The organism is Actinomyces sp. 594 (genome assembly GCF_019325145.1).
Taxonomy (GTDB): domain Bacteria; phylum Actinomycetota; class Actinomycetes; order Actinomycetales; family Actinomycetaceae; genus Actinomyces.
Genome location: NZ_PIZC01000013.1, coordinates 56,656 through 79,911 on the forward strand (window position 1 = coordinate 56,656; position 23,256 = coordinate 79,911).

Consider the following 23,256-nt stretch of genomic DNA (forward strand, 5'->3'; position numbering starts at 1 on the left):
CCGTGCGTGTGCGCCCGGGCGCCCTGGGTGCGAACCACTGCACCCGCAAACCCCAAGAGCCGGGTTGGGTGGTTAGTTCCTGCTGCTCCGATCATCGAGCTCCACCATCACCAGTTGCATCCGGCAAGGGGTGACGGCGGTCAGGGCGTGGCGGTCGTTCGGGGCCAGGTAGATGACGTCGCCGGCGCGCATGCGCTCGGTGCGCCCGGCCACGGTGAAGTCCATCTCGCCCTCCAGCAGCGTGACCACCACCGCCTTGGTGGAGGCGTGCTCGGTGAGCAGCTGGCCGGCGTCGAAGGTGAAGATGACGGTGCGCAGGACGGCGTTGTTGACCACCACGCGGGAGGTCGTCGCCTCCTCGCTGACCGGCAGGGCCTCATTCAGGCCGAGGCGGAACAGGGACTCGGAGACGGGCGTGGTGGGCATGGCGGTTTTCCTTCCTCGGCTTACACGTGCATGTTGGGACTCGACGCGCTCGCGGACGGGAGCATTTATCCCCGGTAGAGCCGTTTCAAATCCTGTAGCCGAGGCTACTCGCATCGCGGGGCGGCGAGCCGGTGGCCTCGGGCACACTGCGGCTGGTCGGGTTCCGTCCGTGGCGGGGCGAAGTGGCGATCCGCGCCGTCGTTGTGTGGGCCGTAAGCGAAAAGCCTCCGATCCTGGGCATGCGCTGGGCGAGTGGCGGGTTAGCGTTGGCATCACCGAACACGGAAGGACTGACGTGAGCGAGCTCCACACGCCCCCGGCGGCCATCACTCCGGCCGCCGCCGACGGATCCGGTACGGGCCTGGGCCTGACCGACTCCATCTACAACCGCCTGCTCAAGGAACGCATCATCTGGCTCGGCTCTGAGGTGCGCGACGACAACGCCAACGCCATCTGCGCGCAGATGCTGCTGCTGGCCGCCGAGGACCCCGAGCGGGACATCTACCTCTACATCAATTCCCCGGGTGGCTCCGTCACCGCCGGCATGGCCATCTACGACACCATGCAGTACGTCCAGCCAGATGTCGTCACGGTCGCCACCGGCCTGGCCGCCTCTATGGGGCAGTTCCTGCTCTCCTCCGGTGCGCGGGGCAAGCGCTACATCACGCCGCACACCCGGGTGCTCATGCACCAGCCCTCCGGCGGTGCGGGCGGGTCGGCCACCGATATTCGCATCAACGCCGACCTGATCATCAAGATGAAGCAGGAGCTGTCCGAGATCACTGCCGCGAACACCGGACACACGGTTGAGGAGATCATCCGCGACTCCGACCGCGACCACTGGTTCTCCGCGCAGGAGGCCCTGGACTACGGCTTTGTTGACCACATCGTGAGCTCCAGCCGCGAGATCGGCACCCAGAACGGAGAGAACTGACATGACGAGCTCTCGCCATTACTTCGACGCCGTTGCCAGGCAGGTCGAGGCTGCGGGCATTAACCCGCAGTCGCTGCCGCAGGCCCGCTACGTGCTGCCCCAGTTCGAGGAGCGCACCGCCTATGGCTTCAAGCGGCAGGACCCATACGCCAAGCTGTTCGAGGACCGGATCGTCTTCATGGGCGTGCAGGTCGACGATGCCTCCGCCGACGACATCATGGCCCAGCTGCTGGTCCTGGAGTCGCAGGACCCCGACGGCCTGATCACCATGTACATCAACAGCCCCGGCGGCTCCTTCACGGCGCTGACGGCCATCTACGACACCATGCAGTACATCAAGCCGCAGCTGCAGACCGTCTGCCTGGGGCAGGCCGCCTCCGCGGCCGCCGTGCTGCTGGCCGCGGGCTCGCCCGGCAAGCGCCTGGCGCTGCCCAACGCGCGCGTGCTCATCCACCAGCCCGCCATGGAGGGCGTGCAGGGCCAGGCCAGTGACATCGAGATCATTGCCAACGAGATCGATCGCATGCGCACGTGGCTGGAGGAGACCCTGGCGTCTCACACCGGTCAGCCGGTGGAGAAGGTACACGCCGATCTCGAGCGTGACACGATCCTGACGGCTGCGGCCGCCAAGGAGTACGGCATCGTCGACCAGGTGCTGACCTCCCGCAAGGCGCCCGCATCTCCGCACTCGGCGTAGGCGCGCGCCGGTCTTACCGGATCGGGTGAAATTCCGCAGGGCGGGGCGGTGCCGGTTCTCCGGCGCCGCCCCGCTTGCTTAATCGCCGAGACCGGCACTTGTAACGCACCGAGACCGGCACTTGTAACGCACCGAGACCGGCACTTGTAACGCACCGAGACCGGCTCAAGCGGGTCAGCGGCCATCGTGCCTGCCAAGGGTGCTAGGGCTTGATATAGGTCGCCCCGGTGCGGACGTGTTCCGCTATGGCTGGTATCGCTGCCGGTACGACACGGAACCAGGGTGGCAGGCTCTCAACCGGAAGAGAGTGGTTGGCAACCGAACGTGAGCAAACCTCGAAGGTGCCGCCGGCGGCAGCGGCTCGTTCCATTGCGGAAGTCCAGTCGTTGGCGCCCTGAATCGCGTAAATCGCCGTTCCATTGACCATTACCGTGATGGCCTCAGCGAAGCCGAGTTCGGTCATATTGGCGCGGTTGCATAGTGCGGCTGGCCAACGGTCGGCTTGAGAGACATGAAGAACAAAACGAGTCGTTACCACAATGATGATAGCCCGCCATCCGGCTTCCGCCTCGGGCCGTGGCGCGCTCGACGTCGAACTTCCACGGGCCACTAGGCTAGTCACCGTGAATTCTTCCGTTCAGGGCGGCCCGCTGCTCGTAAGCGCCTGTTTGGCCGGCTTCAAGTGCCGGTACGACGGCGGTGCGAAGCCCGATCGCGACATCGCTGGCCTGGCTGCCGAGGGACTCGCCCTGCCGCTGTGCGCCGAGCTGATGGGCGGTCTGCCCATCCCGCGGTCGCCTGCCGAGATCGTCGGCGGTGACGGTGAGGATGTTCTCGACGGGCACGCCCGGGTGATCACCCGCGACGGCGAGGACGTCACCGATGCATTCATTCAGGGTGCCAATGCGGCCGCCGCGGTAGCGGCACATATGGGATGTCCAGCTGCGGTGTTGCAGGAGCGCAGCCCCGCATGCGGCGTGCGCACCATCTACGACGGCACTCATAGCGGCGAGCTCAAGCAGGGCTGCGGAGTGCTGGCCGCCGCACTACGTCGTCGCGGGATCGCCGTCGTCCCCACGGGAACCGTGCGAGAGCGCGGCCGGTAGCCGTCGCTGGATTCCGGCCCACGAGCGTCGACGCCTTCGCCGATTGTCCCTGCGCCGGTAACCCAGCGTCCGCCTGACCGTGCGCCGAAACGAGGGCCGGCACGAGATGGCCTTCCTCGCCTGTGCGCTGCGCAGTCGACGGTGAGCGGTGCATGCTCGCGGGCACGGCGGTCACCTTCCTGCGCGGGGAGGTCATGGGACTGTAGATGGGTTCCGCGTTTGGGCGCGGGCAGATCAGGGCTTAGGGTGCGACTGACAGCGCTTGTCCGAGGGTAAAGGCCGCGACATCGTCGGGGCGCTGGCCGATGGCGCGCGCCCAGGCAGTCGTCGTTATCCGAGACTGGCGCAGATGTTTCACCAGGGCGTCATGGATCCGTGAGCGCTCATAGGGGAGTGAGCTGCCGGGCTCACCGGTTTCAAAACCGCGGCGGGTGAGTTCGGCCATGAGTTGGCGGTGTCCCCAATCAGAAGCTCTTCCGACGTCGTGGACTGAGTGTGCCGCGGCGACGGCGGAAGTGCCGAAATGACGGGCGAGCGCAACAACTGCGTCCAGCGGTGGGGCGGAGGGCATCATAGCGCGTACGGAATCGGGCGGGAGCAAGAGCGTTGCTGCGAAGACGTTGGCCTCCCGTTCCAACTCCCGGTCTGTGGCGGCGTCGGTCTTTGTGCTGGAGTGCATCAGGAGATGTCCGAGCTCGTGGGCGAGATCAAAGCGGGACCGCTCCGGCGTCTTCCGGCGGGCGAGGAACACGTATGGGCGTGCATCTTGACCCCAGAAACTGAAGGCGTCGACGTCCTGCTCGGCCGCCGGGATCCCCAGCACCCGAATGCCATGCGACTCAACAAGCTGTACGAGGTTCGGCAGTGGGAAGTCGCCTAAGGCCCATTGTCGGCGCACCGCCTCAGCCGCCGCTTGAGGGGACAGGCTCGGATCGAGTTCCGGCAGCGCAAGCACAGGCAGGCCAAGTCGCCGGCTCATCTCGTTGAACATTTCCATTCCCAGAGCCCCGAGGGCGGTGGCCCGGTGTAGGAGAGCTGCGCTCGTACGGCGGCGCGTTCTGAAGAATATCAGATCATCGGTCACCGCAGCGGCCGGACTAGTCTGGAAGAATGCCACGGGTTGTGCGGTGGCAGTTGAGAGCGCGTCGGCCCTGGTGTCGGGCGCGCCGCTGTCTTCCCAGTTTGCGAGAGTACGAGTGCTCACGCCGACGGCGGTGGCCAGGTCTAGCCGGGACAATCCGCCGCGTTCGCGGGCGATTGTGACACGTGTGGGGTGGATGGACATGTCGTGATTGAGTCGATGCCACTGGGGTGGGCCTTACAGCGCCACCACGTCGAAGTCGACGTCGTCGGTGGGCCCTCGCTGTGGGATGGCCTCGAGACCAGCGGGCTCCAGTGGTGCTTCCGGCAGAATGATGCGGGTATGCCATTGCGTGATGATGCCGTCGTCGCATGCGACGGGAAGCGAGAGTTCGCAGCGAAGCACGTTCTCAGTGCGATCCCAGAAATACAACAGTATCCAGGTGTGTAGTGGAATACCCCGGGCCACGGCGGCATCAGCGGTTGTTACGCCTTCGGATAAGTCGAGGGCGGGCTGGTGGGCAAGCTGAATGTGCGAGAGGGCGGCATTGTCGTCAACTTCGTCGCGGAAGACAGTGCCCTTGCTTCTCGCGTTGGCGGGCCGTTTGTCCGGGTTTCCGGTGTTGGCGTTCCCTCCCATAGCGGCAATGGCGGTCAGATCCTTGTTAGGGCTAACCGAGCGGGGCGCATTGGCGCGGTCGTGGGCCCGCCAGCCGAGGCTGTCCAGATACTTACGTACAGCGCTGACGGTCTTCGCCCAGTGCTCAAAGCCGAAGGCAATAACCGGATCGAATGGCGTGTGTTGGTTGATGGCGGCCTGAAGACCCTCGTGACACGCCTCGGCCAGGAGGTCTGCATCGAGCCCCATGGTCGTTAGCTGTTGTGCGGCCGCCTGGCCCGTGAGGACCGCGCCGGGCGACGGTTGCAACGGGAATGACTCGGTCATGTCCGCCCCTCAGCCTCTCCGATGAGTGTTCAAAACCGGAAGTAACTATACCCCTGAGACGATGCGCGGCAACCCTGTCCGGCGATCACGAACACGGCTCCTACTGGCGCAATGTGGGAGTGAGGGAGCGGTGGGGCCTGATTAGCGGCCGGTCGCGGCGAGCGATTTCGACCGGTCTCGGTGTGTTACTAGTGCCGGTCTCGGCGAGGGGCGGGGCAGGGGTGGTGGGGTCAGCGGGTTACGCGCAGGACGCGGTAGCCCTTCGAGGAGGCCTCGCGCTCGACCTTCCAGCCCTGGTCGCCCAGCCACTTGGCCAGCGAGTCCGCACCGAGGTTCTTCTGCACCACGAGCCAGGCCTCGCCGTCGTCCGCGAGCAGCCTCAGCCAGTCCGCCAGCATCGCGTGCAGCGCGGGCTTGCCGATCCGCATCGGCGGGTTGGACCAGATCAGGTCCAACCGGGTGCCGGAGCTGCGCAGCTCCTCCAGCAGCGCGTCGGCGAGCACGGCCCGCACACGGCTGTGCCCGGCGTCGGCGGCGTTCCGGCCGGTGAGCTCCACGGCGCGCTCGTTGACATCCGTGGCCAGCACGGTGGCCTGCGGGGCGGCGTCCGCCAGGGCCAGGGTCAGTGGTCCCCAGCCACAGCCCAGGTCCAGGAAGGTGCCCGTCTGCGGCGGCTGCGGCGCCTGCCGCAGCAGTACTCGCGTGCCCAGGTCCAGCCGGTCGGCGGAGAACACGCCGGACGCGGTGGTCACGTCGTGCTCGGTGCCACGGATGACGAAGTGGTGCCGCCGCTCCTCGGCGGGGGAGTCGGGGGAGGCGGTGAAGTAGTGCTGCTCGCTCACCCGCCCGACACTACCGGGCCGGGCGCGAGTAGTCCCGGGCAGTTGCAGGCGCCGCTCAGGCCGCCCTGCGAGCGAGCAGCGGGGTGACAGCAAGCGCCACGGTGAGCGCCGCCGTGGTCGGCACCAGCAGGTCCGCCTGCACGCCCGCTGCCGACGGCGCTACGAAAGTGGTCGCCAGGGTTCCCAGGGTGGCTGCGCCGGCGGCATTCGCCACAGTCACGGAGGTGGCGATGCGTGCCTCGGAGATGCCGTCCGGCGCTCCGCCCAAGTCCTCTGGGGCGGTCACGCAGCGGATCATCGTGTCCTGATTCGTCAGCCCCATCCCGGTCCCGGCAGTGGCGAAGCCCACGTGCAGGCACCACCAGGGCGCAATGTCGGCGAAGGCGAGGGTCATGAGCGTCCCGCCGATAGCGAAGCACGCTGCCCCCATGCCGATCCGCATCCGGAAGCGGCGCGGGGCGCGGGCAGGGTGCGCCGCCGTCCAGATGGCGATTGACGACCAGGCCAGCCCCGCGCAGGTCAGGGCCCAGCCGACTGCATTCGGCCCCAGTCCGAGCACGTCGTGGGCGGCGGGTGAGACCAGGTAGTCCAGCGTGAAATAGGCGGCGCACAGCCAGGCGAGCATGGCCAGCGCCGCGGGCCGTCCCGGCGCCAGGCGCATGGTCCCGGCGGGGAACACCCGGGCGCAGGCCCACGTCACCGCCGCCAGTCCGGCCGCCCCGACGGGCACGAACCATGCCGACGCCGCCGGCACCGCACCGATCCCAGCCACCCCGGCCGCCATTGCCAGCGCCGGCACCAGCGGGGGACGGGCCTCGTCGTCGTCCACATGCAGGCCCCGGATCGCACGTGCCATCACCAGCCTGGCCGCTACCAGGAGCGGCACGTAGGCGACCAGCGCCCACCGCCATCCCCAGGCCTCGGAGACCGCAGCCGCATATCCCGGGCCGAGGACGGAGGACACGATCCAGGTGGCCGAGCCGGCCGCCAGGAACAGCCGCCGCCACGCCTCCGGCAGCCCCGCCACCAGCACGCCCATGCTCACCGTCGCGAGTGCCCCGGCGGCCAGACCGCGCAGCACCTCGCCGGCCACGTACACCCCCACGCCCGGGGCCAGCGCCCCGGTGACGGCCCCCGCCACCAGCACGGCGGTGAGCGTCGTCATCAGCCGGTCGGCCCGCCAGCGGGCGAGCATGGTGCCGCCCAGCGGCATGGTCAGGAAGGTTGGTACCATGGCGGCGGCCGTCACCAGCCCGTAGTGGGCGCGGGCGCCCAGGTCCGTGGCCACCAGCGGCAGCACCGTCTGGTTGATGTAGGTCTGCATGCCGGCCAGCAGCTCCACTACCAGCATCGCTGTGGCCAGGCGCCCCACCGGCGTGGTCGCCAGGGCGCGCAGCGACGGCGGCGGGGGCGGCGGCGCCCCCGGGACCGCGGCGGAGCCTGTGAAGGAGGCGGAATCAGCCGCGGCGGGGCTGTCGGCCGAGGCGACGGCGTCGGCCTGCGGCATGTCGGACTCGCGGGAGCTCACCGCCTGAGCGTATCGGCGCGGCTGCGGCCGGTGCGACCGCCTACGGCGAACGGGGCCCGCGGGCGCTCGGCAAGGCGGAGGGTGGGCAGTAGGATCTGAACCCGCATGGAAAACACGCAGCATCACAGCCACTCCACCGACCACGCCCTCCCCGCCGTCACTGACAGCGCCGACGGCACTGTCACCGCCGACAACGACGCCGGTCTTCTTGGCGACACCGACCCCGCCGCGGCGCTCGCCTCCCGGGTCCGCTCCCGCGCCGGCACCGCCCTGGCCTCCACCGCCGGGCACCGGCAGTACCACGAGTCCGACGCCGGCGCCCTGGAACGCGAGGCCCGCGCCGGCACCCGCCGCGTGGCGGGACTGTCCACCGATAAGGAGGACATCAGCGAGGTTGAGTACCGGCAGGTTCGTCTCGAGCGCGTCATCCTCGTCGGCCTCGAACTGCCCCAGTCCGGTGCGGTTGTCGCGTACGCCAATGCGAGCGCCCACCCCAACGCCGGCACCCACGCCGCCCTCGGCGCTCCGGTGGTCAGCGGCGCCGCGTACACCACTGCCGCCCAGGATGCCGAGACCTCCCTGCGCGAACTCGCCGCTCTGGCTGAGACCGCCGGAAGTGAAGTGGTTGATGCGCTCATCCAGCGCCGCGACCACCCCGATCCGGCCACCTACCTCGGGTCTGGTAAGGCCAAGGAGCTGGCTCAGATGGTCGCCGACTCCGGCGCGGACACGGTCGTCGTCGACGGCGAGCTTGCGCCTTCCCAGCGGCGTGCGCTGGAGGACGTGGTGGACGCCAAGGTCGTGGACCGCACCGCCCTGATCCTGGACATCTTCGCCCAGCACGCTAAGTCCCGTGAGGGCAAGGCCCAGGTGGAGCTGGCGCAGCTGGAGTACCTGCTGCCGCGCCTGCGTGGCTGGGGCGAGTCCATGTCCCGGCAGGCCGGCGGACGGGTCGCCGGCGGTCAGGGCATCGGCTCGCGCGGGCCCGGCGAGACCAAGATCGAACTGGACCGCCGCCGCATCCGCCAGCGCATGGCCAAGCTTCGCCGCGAGATCCGCGCCATGGCGCCCTCCCGCGAGGTCAAGCGCGGCTCGCGGCGCCGCGGCCCCATCCCCTCGGTCGCGATCGCCGGCTACACCAACGCCGGCAAGTCCTCCCTAATGAACCGCCTGACCGGCGCCGACATCATGGTGCAGAACGCCCTGTTCGCCACCCTGGACCCCACCGTCCGCAAGGCCGAGGCCGCCGACGGGCGCATCTACACCCTCACCGACACGGTCGGCTTCGTGCGCAGCCTGCCGCACGAGCTGATCGAGGCCTTCCGCTCCACCCTGGAGGAGGTCGCCGAGGCGGACGTGCTGCTGCACGTGGTCGACGCCGCCCACCCCGACCCGCTCGGGCAGATCGCCGCCGTCCACGCCGTCCTGGCCGACATCCCCGGCGCCCTGGACGTGCCCGAACTGATCGCGCTGAACAAGGCGGACCTGGCCGACCCGGTCACCCTGGCCGCCCTGCGCACCCGCCTGCCCGGCGCCGTCGTCGTCTCCGCTCGCACGGGCCAGGGGCTGGCGGAGCTGCGCGACCGCATCGAGGCCATGCTGCCGCGCCCGGACGTGGCCGTGGACGTCGTGATCCCGTACTCGCGCGGGGAGCTGGTCTCCCGGGTGCACGCCGACGGCGACATCACCGCCGTCGAGTACGTCGAGGCCGGCACGCATGTGGTCGCCCGCGTGGACGCCGCCCTGGCGGCCGAGCTGGCCGCCGTCGATGTTGCCGGACCCGCCGCCGGGTGAGCCCGTGCGCGAAATGAGTGCGCCTGCCCCGGTGGGCCGGGCGAATAAGGACGCCGACGCCGCAACTGCCCGCACCCCCGCGGCCGCCCCGGGCGAGTCGGGCGCGACGGCGGAGCAGGCACGTACCCGGGCCGCGCTGGACGCCGCCGTGACCGCACTCGGCGGCAGCCCGCGCGAGGGCCAGACCGAGATGACGGCGCGCGTATCCCACGCCATGGAGACCGGCGGGCACCTGCTCGTCCAGGCCGGCACCGGCACCGGCAAGTCGCTGGCCTACCTGGTGCCCGCCATGGTGCACGCCGTTGACGCCGGAGAGCGCACGGTCGTGTCCACCGCCACCCTCGCCCTGCAGCGCCAGGTGCTCACCAAGGACGCCCCACTGGCCGCCGACGCCGTCGAGCGCACCACCGGCGTACGGCCCTCCGTCGCCCTGCTCAAGGGCTGGCAGAACTACCTGTGCCGCCACCGCCTGGCCGGCGGCTACCCCGACGACGACGCCGACACCCTCTTCTCCGCTGCCGCGGCCACGCCCCGTGCCCGCATCGGCGAGGGCGCCGAGCAGACACTCGGCGAGCAGGTGGTGCGGCTGCGGCAGTGGGCCGAGCAGACCGACACCGGGGACCGCGACGACCTGGTGCCCGGCGTGTCCGACCGCGCCTGGGCGCAGGCCTCCGTGGCCGCCGCCGAGTGCCTGGGGACGAGTTGCCCCCTGCACGACGAGTGCTTCCCCGTGCTCGCCCGCGCCGCCGCCGCGGAGGCCGACGTGGTGGTCACCAATCACGCCATGCTTGGCATCGCCGTGGCCGGCAACCCCGGCGTGCTGCCCGAGCACGAGGTGCTGGTGGTAGACGAGGCCCACGAGCTCGCCGACCGGGTGCGCTCCCAGGGCACTGCCAGCCTGTCCGCCGCAGCCGTCGCGCGCGTGGCCGCGACCGCCCGCCGCCACGCCGGCGTGCTGGTCAACGAATTGGAGGAGGCGGGGCAGACCCTGCAGCTGGCGCTGGCGGAACTGCCCGACGGGCGCCTGGCCGAAGGGCTGCCGCCGGCGCTCGCGGACGCCCTCACCCTGTTGGAGGCCGCCTGCCGGCAGGTGCTCACCGACGTGCGCGACGCCGCCCGCGCGGCGAGCCAGGGCGGCGGGCAGGCGGGTGCCGAGGCCGGGGGAGTGGCCCTGGCTCGTACGGCGGTCGCCGACATGACCGACGTGGTTGAGCGCATGACCTCCGATTCGGTGGCCCAACGCCGCGACGTCGCCTGGGTGGAGCGCCCGCGCCTGGGCGCCGATCCGCCGCGGCTGACCCTGGCGCCCATCGACGTGGCCGGATCGGTGGCCGACACACTGCTCGCCGACCGCGCCGCCGTGCTCACCTCCGCCACCCTGGCCCTGGGCGGCAGCTTCAACCCCATGGCTGCGGCCCTCGGGCTCACGCTCGCCGACGCCGACTGGGAGGGGCTCGACGTCGGCACCCCCTTCGACTACGCGCGCCAGGGCATCCTGTACACCCCCACCCACCTGCCGCGCCCCGGTGCGGGCATCTCCGAGGAGGCCCTGGAGGAGGTGGTGGTGCTGGCCGAGGCCAGTCGCGGCGGCATGCTCGGCCTGTTCTCCTCCCGGCGGGCCGCTGACGACGCCGCGGCGCTGCTGCGCGAGCGCACCGAGCTGAACGTGTACGCGCAGGGAGAGGACCGGCTGCCCACCCTGGTGGAGGCCTTCGCCGCCGATGAGGACGCCTGCCTGGTGGGAACCCTGTCCCTGTGGCAGGGCGTGGACGTGCCCGGCCGCACCTGCCGGCTGGTGGTGATCGACCGTATTCCCTTCCCCCGACCAGACGACCCGGTCGCCCAGGCGCGCAGCGAGGCCGTCACCGCAGCTGGCGGCAACGGCTTCATGACCGTCTCGGCCACGCACGCCGCCTTGCTGCTGGCGCAGGGGGCGGGGCGGTTGGTACGCCGGGCGGACGACCGCGGCGTCGTCGCCGTATTGGACCCCCGGCTGCGTACGGCGCGCTATGGGGCATTCCTGGCCCGCTCCATGCCGCCGCTGTGGCCTACCCGGGACCGCGACGTCGTCCTGGGTGCGCTGGGGCGGCTGGCCGCCGGCAGGTGAAGCCCGGAGATTTTCCCCGTACTCGTGCGGCGCCGGTCCCGACCGCGTACTCTGTCTCCTGGGTGGGCCAGCTCACCAAACTGACAACCGTTCAGATTCGGAGGAACACAGTGTCAGACCCCACGATTACCAACAGCGCTCAAGGTTCGTACCCGACGGCTCGCTCAGGCCGTCCTTCTAAGGTGGCCATCATCGGTGCGGGCGCGGTTGGCTCCACGCTCGCCTACGCGTGCGTCACCAAGGGCGTCGCCCGCGAGGTTGTCCTGCAGGACATCGTTAAGGAGAAGGTCGAGGCCGAGGCCCTCGACATCGCCCAGGGCATCCAGTTCACCTCCGCAGGCGCCGTATCCGGCTCTGATGACCCGGAGATCTGCCGCGACGCGGACGTGATCGCTGTCACTGCCGGAGCCAAGCAGAAGCCCGGCCAGTCCCGCCTGGAGCTTGCCGGTGCCACTGTTGGCATCATGGAGAAGATCCTGCCCAAGCTGGTAGAGGTCGCTCCCAACGCCATCTTCCTGATGGTGGCCAACCCGGTTGATGTGGTCACGTATTGCGCCAAGAAGATCACCGGGCTGCCTGAGAACCAGATCTTCGGCTCCGGGACCGTCCTGGACACGGCTCGCATGCGGTACCTCGTCTCCCTGGAGACCGGCACCGCAACCCAGAACATCCACGGATACATTGCCGGTGAGCATGGCGACTCCGAGGTCGCCCTGTGGTCCTCCACCGAGATCGGCGGCGTGCCGATCACCCAGTGGGGCAAGACTCTCGACGGCGGAGTTTTTGACCAGGCCAAGCGCGACCGCATCGCCCATGACGTGGTCCGCTCCGCCTACCGCATCATCGAGGGCAAGGGCGCCACCAACTACGCCGTCGGCCTGGCCGTCTCCCGCATCATTGGGGCGATTCTCAACGATGAGCAGCGGGTGCTGACCATTTCGCCGCTGCTGGACAACTGGCACGGCATCTCCGACGTGTGCATGGCGGTTCCCACGATCGTCGGCCGTGAGGGTGCTGGACGCCGTCTGGAGCTGCCCCTGACCCTCGACGAGCGCGACCGGCTGACCGCCTCCGCCGAGCGGCTGCGCGAGGTGGCGCGCGGGCTGGGCTACTGAGTAGGCGCGCGGCGCTCTAGTGAGGGCCGCGTCTACAGGCATCACAGTGCCGATTGCGCCGTAGCAGAATCCTGCCACTGGAAGGTGGGTGCAGGAGGGGCCGGCCCCGATGGGGTCGGCCCCTCCTACGTTGCTGTGCGGGCCGCGGCCGACGGCGGACGCAATCGAGCCGTGCAGGGTGCGGCGGTGTGCGGCCTAGAGCGCTCGCAGCACGGTGACAACCTTGCCCATGATGGTGGCCTCGTCCCCTGGGATAGGGGCGTAGTCGGGATTGCGTGGCAGTAGCCACTGGTGCCCGTCCCGGCGTGAAAGCACCTTGACGGTGGCGGAGGCGCCATCGACGTCCTCAACCATCGCCGCCACCACATCACCGTTGTCAGCATCGGGCTGGGCGCGTACAACCACCCAGTCACCGTCGCAGATCGCTGCGTCGATCATGGAGTCACCGTGGACCTCCAGCATGAATAGCTCGCCGTCACCGGTAAGCCGACGTGGAAGCGCCACTACGTCCTCAACCTCTTGCTCGGCCAGGATTGGTGAGCCGGCTGCGATGCGGCCCACCAGGGGAACGGCCACGGCCTCGCCATCGGCAACGCCCGGAAGTACCGGGAGTGACGGCTCCGGTGCGGCGTCGGAGCCCGCGGGTGCGGGGGCGGGCTGAGCCGTGGGCTCTACGACCTCCAGGGCGCGCGGCCGATTCGGATCGCGCCGCACCAGGCCGAGGCGTTCGAGCTTGTCCAGCTGGTGCTTGACTGAAGAGGGGCTGGTCAAGCCCACCTGGGCGCCGATTTCACGCATGGAGGGCGGGTAGCCCTGGGTGGCCACCGCCTCGCACACGGACTCGTAGACCGCGCGGGCGCGCGGGTCCAGGGTGTGCAGTGCCTCCGGCTCGACGGGCGCGGAAAGGTCGGCGGAGCCGGAGGCCTTGTCCGAGCGGCGACGGCTCTCCGGCCCGGTGGTTGCGCTCATCTCCTGTCCTCGTTTCCCGGGCTGCCGGTGACCGCGGGGGCGGGTGCCGGATAAGGGGCCCGAATTCGTGTCGGTGGCCTGTGGTGGCCTGGTCCCGTAAGCCTACGGCCGATCATCCGAGCACTCAAACATGTGTTCGAAAGTGCTCTGGACGTGTCGGCCGCTTACCGGTAATCTATCGAACAGGCGTTCGTCGAACATGTGTTCTAGGAGGGTGTCATGAGTGCTCTTGCCGTTCCCCTGCCCCCGCGGCCGCGGCTGGTTTCCATTGAGGGCGGCCGGGCGTCCGCGCAGTCAGTGGTCTCGGGTGCTTCCGGCCTTGAGGCGACCGCCGGAGCGGGGAGTCCCGCACGATCGGCGGGCTCGCGCCGTCCTCGGCTGCGCGTGGTTGACGGTGGTGCTCCTGCCGCGGAGGTCCTCGTGCCCGCGGGACCAGCTCGGCGCCCAGTCGCTCCACGGCACCAGCGTGAACTCACGCCCAGGGCGGGCCAGGAGCGTCCCGTGGAGGCGCGCCACTCGGCGTCCCCCTCCGGTAGCGGGAGAGAAGCGTCGCTGGAAGCGCTCGCACCCATGCACCCGTCCGTCAGGGCCCAACTGCGGCAGGGGGTGGCCGCGCCGGCTACGCGTGAGGCGCGGGTGGCGGCCGCGCGCAGTGAGGCCGACGCAACTGTGCCGGCCGTCGTGCGGCGCTTCCTGGCTGGAGGTGCCGTAGTGCTTGCGGCGGTGCTGGTGGCGGCCGGCGGCATAGTGCTGTCCGGATTCCAGTCGGTACCGGTTAATACCACCACGGCCACCGTCCAGTCCGGCCAGTCCCTGTGGGACGTAGCCGTGGATACCGGCGCCGGAGACGTCAATGAGGTCATGGCGCAGATTGTGGAGCTGAACGGCCTGACCAGCTCCACGCTGCAGCCGGGGCAGACCCTGATCGTCCCGGCGGGATGAACCGCCTCGTGCAACGCCGGTAAGCGCTTGCAGACCAAGCGCTGTGCGCATAACCTCCTAACGTATTAGTGATGCGGACAACCGGAGGTGGTCGGCGTGCGCTGTCCTTACTGCCAGCACAGCGGCTCGCGCGTGGTCGACTCGCGTACTTCCGACGATGGTGCCTCGATTCGCCGTCGGCGGCAGTGCACCAGATGCGGGCGCCGTTTCACCACCATTGAGGCCGCCAGCCTGTCGGTGCGCAAGCGATCCGGTGTTACCGAGCCCTTTTCGCGCGAGAAGGTGATCCGGGGCGTGAGGCGTGCCTGCCAGGGGCGCCCCGTCACCGATGATCAACTTGCGCATCTGGCCAACAAGGTGGAGGAGACGATTCGCGGCACGGGCCACGCGATCGTGGACTCGCACGAAGTGGGGCTGGCGATCCTCGACCCACTGCGTGAGCTGGATGAGGTCGCCTACCTGCGCTTCGCCTCGGTGTACTCCGACTTCAACTCGCTGGAGGACTTTGAGACGGCCATCGCGGAGCTGCGTGCACTGCGCGTTGTAGCCGCCGGCGCCTCCAGCTCGCCCGCGTAGTCGAGCGCGGCGGCCGCCCGCTGCTGCTTCGCGGTAAGGCGCGCCGTCACCGGGCGTCGATGGTCTGCACCAGGCTGTCAACCAGCCCGGGCCAGGTCCACTTCTCGACCATGAGCGCGCGCCCGGCCTCGCCCATGCGTGCGCGCAGCGCAGGGTCGGTCAGCTGACGCACGAGGGCTGCTACCAGCGCGTCCTCGTCGCGGCCGTCCACGACATTCCCGGTCACGTCCTCCACCACCGTCTCGGGCGCCCCGCCGCTCATGCCTGCGATGACCGGCAGCCCCGCGGCGGAGGCCTCAAGAAAGACGATACCGAGGCCCTCGACGTCGAGTCCCTGCCCGCGCGTACGGCAGGGCATCGCGAAGACGTCACCCATGGCGACGTGGCCGGGCAGCTCGTCGTAGGGCACCTTCCCGGTGAGGGTGATTGACCCCCGCACCGGGGAGGAACGGCGCAGTAGAGCCAGCTTCTTCGCGTAAGGACCCCAGCCGACGATCACTAGCCGGGCCTCCGGCACTTGTTCGACCACGCGCGGCCAGGCACTGATAAGTGAGTCCTGCCCCTTGCGGGCCACTAGCCGTGACACGCATACGGCGGTGGGAGCGTCGCCCAGCCGGTACCGGGTGCGCAGGGCGGCGCGCGCCTCGGCGTCGGGGTGGAAACGGTCGACGTCGATGCCGCTGGGCAGGCGCAGGACCTCCTGGCCGGGCGGCATGTGGGGGCGTAGCTCGCCGAGTGTGTAGTCGGAGATGTAGGTGACGACGTCGGCCTCGCGGAAGATTCGGCGCAATGCCTGGCGGGCTCCGAGCACCATGCCCCAACCGACCTCGTGCCCGTGGGTGGTGGCGATGACGCGGGTGGCGCCGGCCTCCTTGGCGGCGCGTCCCAGGAGACCGAGCGGGGCGGCGGCTCCGAACCAGACGGTCTCGATCTCGCGTTCGCGGATGAGTTGCTGCATGCGCCGACGCACGTCCGGGGTCGGCAGAAGGACATGCGTGGGCATGCGCACGACGTCGAAGGCGGCCGCGCGGTCGAAGGTCGCGGCGGCGTCGGGGCCCTCGGGGGGTGTTGACGCAAGGACGGTCAGATCCGCGGCGGGCAGACGCCGGGTGTAGTCGTCCAGGTAGGACTGGATGCCGCCGACGACGGGCGGGAAGTCATTGGTGACGAGCAGGGTCCTACGCATGGGGCGAGTGTACGTGGATGAGTCGACGCCAGCGGAAGGCGCGGCACGCCATTTCGCTCGGTCTCGGCGTGTTACTGGTGCCGGTCTCGACAACCAGAGCGACCGACCTCGGCGAGGCTGGCGGGGAGGCGGATGGCCGGAGGTCAGCCCTCGTCGTTGCTGCGCAGAACCTCGGACAGGCGGCGCGCCGCGGCCGCCACCACGGGGCCGTGCACGCGCCCGGGCTGGCGCCCCATCCGCTCAATCGGCCCGGAAATCGACACCGCAGCGATGACCTTGCCGCTGGCGCCTCGCACTGGTGCCGACACGCTGGCCACACCCGGCTCGCGCTCGCCCACGGACTGGGCCCAGCCGCGGCGGCGAACAGCAGAGAGCATCGTCGCGTTGAAGCGGGCGCCCGCCAGGCCGCGGTGCAGCCGGTCGGGCTCCTCCCACGCCAGCAGCACCTGGGCGCCGGAGCCTCCCTGCATGGACATGGTGGCTCCTACCGGGATGGAGTCGCGCAGGCCGATGGGGCGCTCGGCGTTGGCCACGCACACGCGCACGTCCCCCTGACGCCGGTACAGCTGTGCTGACTCGTGGGTCTTGTCCCGCAGGGCCGCCAGCACGGGGCCGGCGGCGGCCAGCAGGTGGTCCTCCCCGGCGGCGGAGGCGAGCTCATTCAGGCGCGGTCCCAGAATGAAGCGCCCCTGCGCGTCGCGGGCCAGCAGCCGGTGGAACTCCAGTGCCACGGCGATGCGGTGCGCCGTTGGGCGTGCCAGGTGAGTGGCGGTGACGAGCTGCGCCAGCGTGGCCGGGCCTGCCTCCAGTGCGCTCATGACCAGAGCGGCCTTGTCGATGACGCCGACCCCACTCCCATTTTCAATGTCACCCAACGTGTCCATAATCTGATACTGCCATTCCGACTGCTGAGACTTCAAGTAGCGTGCAGTCAGAAAACGGCCCGGTCTTTGCCGGTTCCGCACACTTCGGGCGGGCATGCGGGCGGAACGTCCTAGGAAAGGAAGTGCAGCGATGGGAATGACCCTGGCACAGAAGGTGTGGCGCGACCACGTCGTCGCCCCCGGCACCGACGGAGCCCCGGACCTGCTCTACATCGACCTGCACCTCGTCCACGAGGTCACCAGCCCGCAGGCGTTCGAGGGCCTGCGCCTGGCCGGCCGCAAGGTCCGCCGTCCCGACCTGACCCTGGCCACCGAGGACCACAACACCCCCACCCTGGACATCGACCTGCCCATCGCCGACGTCACCTCCCGCACCCAGATTGAGACCCTGCGCGCCAACTGCGCCGAATTCGGGGTGCGGCTGCACTCCCTGGGCGACGCGGACCAGGGCATCGTCCACGCCGTCGGCCCGCAGCTGGGGCTCACCCAGCCCGGCATGACCGTGGTGTGTGGTGACTCCCACACCTCCACCCACGGCGCCTTCGGGGCGCTCGCCTTCGGCATCGGCACCAGCCAGGTCGAGCACGTGCTGGCCACCCAGACCCTGCCCGTGGCCCCCTTCAAGACCATGAGCGTGCTCATCGACGGTGACCTGCCCGCCGGCAGCGGCGCCAAGGACATCATCCTGGCCATCATCGCCAAGATCGGCACTAATGGCGCCCAGGGGCACGTCATCGAGTACCGCGGCCGCGCCATCGAGCAACTGTCGATGGAGGCCCGCATGACCATCTGCAACATGAGCATCGAGGCCGGTGCCCGCGCCGGCATGATCGCCCCCGACGACACCACCTTCGCCTACCTCAAGGGCCGCCCGCACGCCCCCGAGGGGGAGGACTGGGACGCCGCCGTCGCCTACTGGCGCTCCCTGCGCACCGATGACGACGCCGTCTTCGACACCGAGGTCGTCCTGAAGGGCAGCGACATCGAGCCCTTCGTCACGTGGGGCACCAACCCCGGTCAGGGCCTGCCCATCTCCGGGGCGGTACCGGACCCCGAGGAGATCGCCGACGAGACGCTGCGTCGTGCTGCCGAGCGCGCCCTGGAGTACATGGACCTGGCGCCCGGCACCCCGCTGCGCGACATCAAGGTGGACACGGTCTTCCTCGGTTCATGCACCAATGGGCGTATCGAGGACCTGCGCGCCGCCGCCGAAGTCATCAAGGGCCGCACCAAGGCGCCCGGCCTGCGCATGCTCGTGGTGCCGGCCTCCGCCCGTATCCGGCTGCAGGCCGAGGCCGAGGGGCTGGATGAGGTGTTCAAGGAGTTCGGAGCCGAGTGGCGCAATGCCGGCTGCTCCATGTGCCTGGGAATGAACCCCGATCAGCTGGCCCCCGGTGAGCGTGCCGCCTCCACCTCTAACCGCAACTTCGAGGGCCGCCAGGGCAAGGGCGGGCGCACCCACCTGGTCTCGCCCGTAGTCGCCGCCGCCACCGCGGTGCGCGGAACCCTGTCCACTCCCGCGGACCTGCCGGCGCTCGCCGCCTGAGCCGCACTGCCGAGAGCCCGAGAAAGAGGAGCACGCATGGAGAAGTTCATCCGCCACACCGGCATCGGCGCCCCCCTGCGCCGCAGCGCGGTGGACACCGACCAGATCATCCCGGCCGTCTACCTCAAGCGCATTACCCGCACCGGCTTCGAGGACGCCCTGTTCGCCTCCTGGCGGGCGAGCGAGGCCGATTTCATCCTCAACCAGGAGGCCTACAAGCGGGCCAGCGTGCTGGTGGCCGGCCCCGACTTTGGCACCGGATCCTCCCGCGAGCACGCCGTGTGGGCGCTGAAGGACTATGGCTTCAAGGTGGTGCTCGCACCCCGCTTCGCCGACATCTTCCGCGGCAACGCGGGCAAGCAGGGACTGGTAGCCGGGGTCATCAGCCAGGAGGACACCGAGCAGCTGTGGAAGATCCTGGAGACCGAGCCCGGCACCGAGATCACCGTGGACCTGGAGCAGCGCACCGTCGAGGCGGGCTCCTTCCGCACCGTGTTCCAGATCGACGACTATGTGCGCTGGACCCTTATGGAGGGGCTGGATGACATCTCGCTCACCCTCACCCACGAGGAGGCCATCCGCGCGTACGAGGATGCCCGGCCCGCCTATAAGCCGCGGACTCTGCCGGCCCGCCACGAGCCGGCTGTAGCCGTCGCCCCTGCCCGGTCAGCGGAGATGCCCGTGCCTATCGGCTACCCCTTCCTGCGCCCGGGAGCGTGAGTTCCGGCGCCGTGCGTCGGCACATATTCCGGCCACGCCGTTGAGTTGAAGGACACGACGGAGTTCGCTGTGAGCGGGCTGCGGACACTTCCATCCGCAGCCCGCCCGCATATGCTGGACTCACCCGCCCTTGGTGCGGGGGCGCCGCTTTCACCCACGGCGCCCGATCTTGACGCGAACACTCGGAGGTTACGCATGGTTGACGGTCTGCTCCAGGTTGAGGGCGGGCGCCCGCTCAACGGTGAAATCACCGTCCGTGGTGCCAAGAACCTAGTCCCCAAGGCGATGGTTGCAGCCCTGCTGGGCACCACACCGTCGGTGCTGCACAACGTGCCTCTGATCCGCGACGTCGACGTCGTCTCCGGGCTGCTATCGCTGCACGGGGTCAGTGTCGATTACGACCAGGCCGAGGGCATCCTGCGCCTGGACCCCTCCAGCGTCGAGAGCGCCCATATGGCCGACATTGACGCCCACGCCGGCTCCTCGCGCATCCCGATCCTGTTCTGCGGCCCGCTGCTGCACCGGCTTGGCGAGGCCTTCATCCCCGACCTGGGCGGCTGCCGTATTGGCGACCGGCCCATCGACTTCCACCTGGATATTCTGCGCAGCTTCGGCGCGATCGTCGACAAGCAGCCCCAGGGCATTCGCCTGACCGCCCCCGATGGACTGCGCGGAACCGTCATCGACCTGCCCTACCCGTCAGTCGGTGCCACCGAGCAGACGCTGCTCACGGCCGTGCGCGCCGAGGGCCTGACGGAGCTGCGTGGCGCCGCCGTCGAGCCGGAGATCATGGACCTGGTGGACGTGCTGCAGAAGATGGGCGCCATCATCTCCGTGGACACCGACCGCACCATCCACGTAGAGGGCGTGGACGAGCTCGTCGGCTACAACCATCGCGCCCTGCCCGACCGCATCGAGACTGCATCCTGGGCGGCGGCCGCACTGGCCACCCGCGGTGACGTGTTCGTCCACGGCGCCCACCAGAGCGACATGACCACCTTCCTGAACATCTTCCGCAAGGTCGGCGGCGCCTTCGACGTGCGCGACGACGGAATCCGCTTCTACCACCCCGGCGGCGACCTGAAGAGCATTGTGGTGGAGACCAACGTCCACCCCGGCTTCATGACCGACTGGCAGCAGCCGCTCGTCGTCGCCCTGACCCAGGCGGAGGGCCTGTCCATCGTCCATGAGACCGTGTACGAGAACCGCTTCGGCTTCACCGGCGCCCTGCGCAAGATGGGCGCCACCATCCAGGTGTACCGCGAGTGCCTGGGTGGTACAGCCTGCCGCTTCGGGCAGCGCAACTTCTACCACTCCGCCGTCATCTCCGGGCCCACTCCGCTGCGCGGGGCGGACATCGTCGTGCCCGACCTGCGCGGCGGCTTCTCCCACCTGATCGCTGCGCTCGCGGCGGAGGGCACCAGCCACGTGGAGGGCGTGAACCTCATCGACCGCGGTTACGAGCACTTCATGAGCAAGCTCGCCGCCCTTGACGCCAACGTCACCCGGCTGGCCTGAGCGGGCTAACCGGTCTACTACAAGCGCGTCGGCAGGCCGCGGCGGACTGCCGGGAGGGTCGAACCTCATCCGACCAGCGGATGACTGGCCCACCGGGTCCGCCGGGAGTGGGTAAAGTGCCAGCGTGCCCACCACACGACGTATGACCCCCTTCTACCGCTTTGCGGCCCGGGGGGCGATCATCCCCTTTCTCAAGGCGGTCTCTAAGCAGCACGTGACCGGGACGGAGAACATCCCCCGCGAGGGCGGCTTCATCGCGGTGGCCAATCACCTGTCCAACCTGGACCCGCTCACCGCCATGCGCGCGCTCGTGGACGAGGATGTGCCCATCTACTCGCTGGCCAAGTCCCAGCTGTTCGAGATCCCCGTCCTCGGGCACGTGTTCCGCGCCGGCGGGCAGATTCCCGTGTACCGGGACTCGGCCAAGGCTGGTAACTCGCTGGTGGAGGCCGAGCGGCGGCTTGGCGAGGGCGACCCGATCATGATCTTCCCGGAGGGCACGCTCTCGCGCGACCCGCTGCAGTGGCCGATGACCGGGAAGACCGGTGCCGCACGCCTGGCGATGCGCACCGGTGTGCCTGTTCTGCCCATGGGGCAGTGGGGGGCGCAGGATGTTCTGGGCGCCTACGGCAGTGGCTTCCGCCCCTTCCCCCGCAAGGACGTGGACGTGCTGATCGGCAAGCCTTTTGACCTGTCTGAATTCGGGGAGGACACCTCTGATCACGCTGCCGTGCGCGGCGCCACTGCCGAGATCATGCGGCGCATTACCGAGCTGGTGGAGCAGCTGCGTGGTGAGAAGGCGCCCCGTCCCTTCGACATGAAGTACGACGGCGATCCGGGCAAGGGCAATATCGGTGTGCGCCGGCCCGATCCGCCGACGACGTCGGACGATGTGCGCCCGTCCCGGACGGGCACGCCCCCCGGCGGCCCAGGTGGCAATGAGAACGGCGACGAGCCCGAAACCGCCTCGGAGCAGCAGCCATGAGCCCGGTATCCGTCGACAAGGCCGCTGTTATCGGCGCCGGCGCCTGGGGTACCACCTTCGCCGGCCTGCTCGCCCAGGCCGGTGCACCTACCGTCATCTGGGCCCGCCGCCCGGAGGTCGCGGAGGAGATCAATGCCGGCACCAACGCCCGCTACCTGCCCGGGGTGCGTCTGCCCGACATCGTCACCGCCACCACGGACATTCGGGAGGCCGTCGCCGGGGCTGGGCTCGTCGTGGTGGTGGTGCCCTCCCAGACCGCCCGCGGCGTGCTGACCCCGCTGCGCGGCTGCCTGGACGACGACGCCACCGTTGTCTCCCTGATGAAGGGGGTGGAGGCCGGGACGGGATTGCGCATGAGTCAGGTCATTGCCGAGGCGCTCGCCCTGCCCGCCGGGCGCATCGCCGTGGTCTCCGGCCCGAACCTGGCCGATGAGATCGCCGCCGGCCAGCCCACCGCTACCGTGGTGGCGGCGCAGGATGAGGCGGTGGCCGCGCGCGTGGCCGCGCTGTGCGCGACCGGAACCTTCCGCCCCTACACCAACACCGATGTGCTGGGGGTGGAGCTGTGCGGTGCAGTCAAGAATGTGATCGCCCTGGCCGTCGGTATTACCGCCGGACGTGGCTTCGGCGACAACTCCAAGGCCACGGTAATCACTCGCGGACTGGTGGAGATCACCCGGCTGGGCCTGGCGCTCGGGGCGAGCCCCGAGACCTTCGCGGGGCTGGCCGGCATGGGTGACCTGGTGGCCACCTGCTCCTCGCCGCTTTCGCGCAACCAGACCTTCGGGCGACGCCTGGGTGAGGGAATGAGCGTGGAGGAGGCCGCCGCCGCCTCGCGCGGTGTTGCCGAGGGCGCCAAGTCTGCGCGCGCTGTGCTCGACCTGGCCACCGCGCACGGGGTGGACATGCCCATCACCGCCGGCGTGGTCGCTGTGGTTGAGGGCGCCGCCACCGTTGAGGAGATCAGTGACGCCCTGCTGTCCCGCCCCCGCAAGGCCGAGGGCGTTAACGCCGCGCCGCTGACCTGAACCGCCCCTCTCGCCGAGACCGGCACTTGTTACGTGCCGAGACCGGCACTTGTGACGCACCGATACCGGTAGATATGGCGCAGCCTTGTAAACAACGTGTCTGAGGGAGGTTGTGGCTCCTGAGGCGGTGTGCGATGCCTGACGGTTCGTCACCAACGACGACGGTTCGTCACCAACGACGACGGTTCGTCACTTGGCACCAACGCTTCGGCACTTCCGGCGACGGTACGTACCCCCACCGTACTGTGCTGTCTCCACACTTCTGGGACGGTTGAGTCTCATGACTTCTGGGACGGTTGAGTCTCATGGGTTTTGGGACGGTTGGGA

Annotated in this window: 22 protein-coding genes; 13 read left to right on the forward strand and 9 right to left on the reverse strand. The window is 69.6% G+C overall.

Going from position 1 to position 23,256, the window contains the following annotated elements:
* Window positions 1-72: 72 nt before the first annotated feature.
* The gene (locus GZ998_RS01915; RefSeq protein WP_162679490.1) at window positions 73-426 is read right to left on the reverse strand and encodes a cupin domain-containing protein; all 354 of its coding nucleotides are present in this window, start codon (window positions 424-426) and stop codon (window positions 73-75) included.
* 295 nt (window positions 427-721) lie between these two features.
* Here GZ998_RS01915 and GZ998_RS01920 point away from each other — a divergent pair, with 295 nt between their 5' ends.
* Together GZ998_RS01920 and GZ998_RS01925 are read left to right on the forward strand one after the other, a co-directional pair.
* Window positions 722-1,360 (forward strand): ATP-dependent Clp protease proteolytic subunit, encoded by a 639-nt coding sequence (locus GZ998_RS01920; RefSeq protein WP_161923756.1) that lies wholly within the window; start codon window positions 722-724, stop codon window positions 1,358-1,360.
* Between the two features lies 1 nt (window position 1,361).
* The gene (locus tag GZ998_RS01925) at window positions 1,362-2,057 is read left to right on the forward strand and encodes an ATP-dependent Clp protease proteolytic subunit (protein WP_162679491.1); all 696 of its coding nucleotides are present in this window, start codon (window positions 1,362-1,364) and stop codon (window positions 2,055-2,057) included.
* Window positions 2,058-2,259: 202 nt separating this feature from the next.
* Here the strand turns inward: GZ998_RS01925 and GZ998_RS01930 are convergent, their stop codons facing one another.
* On the reverse strand, window positions 2,260-2,520 hold the full coding sequence (locus GZ998_RS01930; RefSeq protein ID WP_257504919.1) for a CoA biosynthesis protein CoaBC: 261 nt from the start codon (window positions 2,518-2,520) through the stop codon (window positions 2,260-2,262).
* 160 nt (window positions 2,521-2,680) lie between these two features.
* Between GZ998_RS01930 and GZ998_RS01935 the strand changes: the two genes are divergently transcribed.
* Window positions 2,681-3,163 carry a DUF523 domain-containing protein gene (locus tag GZ998_RS01935; RefSeq protein WP_237564298.1) on the forward strand — a complete coding sequence of 161 codons (483 nt, stop codon included), beginning with the start codon at window positions 2,681-2,683 and terminating at the stop codon, window positions 3,161-3,163.
* A 241-nt stretch (window positions 3,164-3,404) separates the two neighbouring features.
* Here GZ998_RS01935 and GZ998_RS01940 read toward each other — a convergent pair whose 3' ends face one another.
* The 4 genes from GZ998_RS01940 to GZ998_RS01955 all read right to left on the reverse strand — a co-directional run bounded on the left by GZ998_RS01940 (window position 3,405) and on the right by GZ998_RS01955 (window position 7,559).
* On the reverse strand, window positions 3,405-4,280 hold the full coding sequence (locus GZ998_RS01940; protein ID WP_219108638.1) for an ImmA/IrrE family metallo-endopeptidase: 876 nt from the start codon (window positions 4,278-4,280) through the stop codon (window positions 3,405-3,407).
* A gap of 201 nt (window positions 4,281-4,481) precedes the next feature.
* Window positions 4,482-5,189 (reverse strand): hypothetical protein, encoded by a 708-nt coding sequence (locus GZ998_RS01945; protein ID WP_219108640.1) that lies wholly within the window; start codon window positions 5,187-5,189, stop codon window positions 4,482-4,484.
* 230 nt (window positions 5,190-5,419) lie between these two features.
* Complete coding sequence (locus tag GZ998_RS01950) at window positions 5,420-6,031, reverse strand: methyltransferase (protein WP_219108648.1); 612 nt, start codon at window positions 6,029-6,031, stop codon at window positions 5,420-5,422.
* Between the two features lie 55 nt (window positions 6,032-6,086).
* Window positions 6,087-7,559, reverse strand: a complete 1,473-nt coding sequence (locus GZ998_RS01955) for an MFS transporter (protein WP_308807134.1) — start codon at window positions 7,557-7,559, stop codon at window positions 6,087-6,089.
* Between the two features lie 105 nt (window positions 7,560-7,664).
* Here GZ998_RS01955 and hflX point away from each other — a divergent pair, with 105 nt between their 5' ends.
* The 3 genes from hflX to GZ998_RS01970 all read left to right on the forward strand — a co-directional run bounded on the left by hflX (window position 7,665) and on the right by GZ998_RS01970 (window position 12,575).
* On the forward strand, window positions 7,665-9,353 hold the full coding sequence (gene hflX, locus GZ998_RS01960) for a GTPase HflX (RefSeq protein WP_219108652.1): 1,689 nt from the start codon (window positions 7,665-7,667) through the stop codon (window positions 9,351-9,353).
* Window positions 9,354-9,543: 190 nt separating this feature from the next.
* Window positions 9,544-11,460, forward strand: a complete 1,917-nt coding sequence (locus tag GZ998_RS01965; RefSeq protein WP_238994360.1) for an ATP-dependent DNA helicase — start codon at window positions 9,544-9,546, stop codon at window positions 11,458-11,460.
* 125 nt (window positions 11,461-11,585) lie between these two features.
* A complete protein-coding gene (locus GZ998_RS01970) occupies window positions 11,586-12,575 on the forward strand; it encodes an L-lactate dehydrogenase (RefSeq protein WP_374939141.1) in 990 nt (329 codons plus the stop codon).
* Between the two features lie 195 nt (window positions 12,576-12,770).
* Here GZ998_RS01970 and lexA read toward each other — a convergent pair whose 3' ends face one another.
* The gene (gene lexA, locus GZ998_RS01975; RefSeq protein WP_161923764.1) at window positions 12,771-13,544 is read right to left on the reverse strand and encodes a transcriptional repressor LexA; all 774 of its coding nucleotides are present in this window, start codon (window positions 13,542-13,544) and stop codon (window positions 12,771-12,773) included.
* A gap of 219 nt (window positions 13,545-13,763) precedes the next feature.
* On the opposite strand from lexA, the gene GZ998_RS01980 reads away from it, so the two are divergent.
* Window positions 13,764-14,486, forward strand: a complete 723-nt coding sequence (locus GZ998_RS01980) for a LysM peptidoglycan-binding domain-containing protein (protein WP_162679498.1) — start codon at window positions 13,764-13,766, stop codon at window positions 14,484-14,486.
* Between the two features lie 96 nt (window positions 14,487-14,582).
* Window positions 14,583-15,062, forward strand: coding sequence for a transcriptional regulator NrdR (nrdR, locus tag GZ998_RS01985; protein ID WP_161923766.1), 480 nt, complete (start codon window positions 14,583-14,585; stop codon window positions 15,060-15,062).
* Window positions 15,063-15,108: 46 nt separating this feature from the next.
* Here the strand turns inward: nrdR and GZ998_RS01990 are convergent, their stop codons facing one another.
* Both GZ998_RS01990 and GZ998_RS01995 read right to left on the reverse strand, forming a co-directional pair.
* Window positions 15,109-16,248, reverse strand: a complete 1,140-nt coding sequence (locus tag GZ998_RS01990) for a glycosyltransferase family 4 protein (RefSeq protein ID WP_161923767.1) — start codon at window positions 16,246-16,248, stop codon at window positions 15,109-15,111.
* Window positions 16,249-16,391: 143 nt separating this feature from the next.
* Window positions 16,392-17,132, reverse strand: a complete 741-nt coding sequence (locus GZ998_RS01995) for an IclR family transcriptional regulator (protein ID WP_203234105.1) — start codon at window positions 17,130-17,132, stop codon at window positions 16,392-16,394.
* A gap of 130 nt (window positions 17,133-17,262) precedes the next feature.
* Here GZ998_RS01995 and leuC point away from each other — a divergent pair, with 130 nt between their 5' ends.
* From leuC to GZ998_RS02020, 5 genes are all read left to right on the forward strand, one after another.
* Entirely contained in the window at window positions 17,263-18,678 is a 1,416-nt protein-coding gene (gene leuC, locus GZ998_RS02000) for a 3-isopropylmalate dehydratase large subunit (RefSeq protein ID WP_219108655.1), read from the forward strand.
* 36 nt (window positions 18,679-18,714) lie between these two features.
* Entirely contained in the window at window positions 18,715-19,398 is a 684-nt protein-coding gene (leuD, locus tag GZ998_RS02005) for a 3-isopropylmalate dehydratase small subunit (RefSeq protein ID WP_161923769.1), read from the forward strand.
* Window positions 19,399-19,593: 195 nt separating this feature from the next.
* On the forward strand, window positions 19,594-20,916 hold the full coding sequence (gene murA, locus GZ998_RS02010; protein ID WP_161923770.1) for a UDP-N-acetylglucosamine 1-carboxyvinyltransferase: 1,323 nt from the start codon (window positions 19,594-19,596) through the stop codon (window positions 20,914-20,916).
* A gap of 142 nt (window positions 20,917-21,058) precedes the next feature.
* Window positions 21,059-21,901 (forward strand): 1-acyl-sn-glycerol-3-phosphate acyltransferase, encoded by an 843-nt coding sequence (locus GZ998_RS02015; protein ID WP_219108666.1) that lies wholly within the window; start codon window positions 21,059-21,061, stop codon window positions 21,899-21,901.
* A complete protein-coding gene (locus GZ998_RS02020; protein ID WP_219108658.1) occupies window positions 21,898-22,929 on the forward strand; it encodes an NAD(P)H-dependent glycerol-3-phosphate dehydrogenase in 1,032 nt (343 codons plus the stop codon). The genes GZ998_RS02015 and GZ998_RS02020 overlap by 4 nt, the downstream gene beginning before the upstream one ends.
* Window positions 22,930-23,256 lie beyond the last annotated feature (327 nt).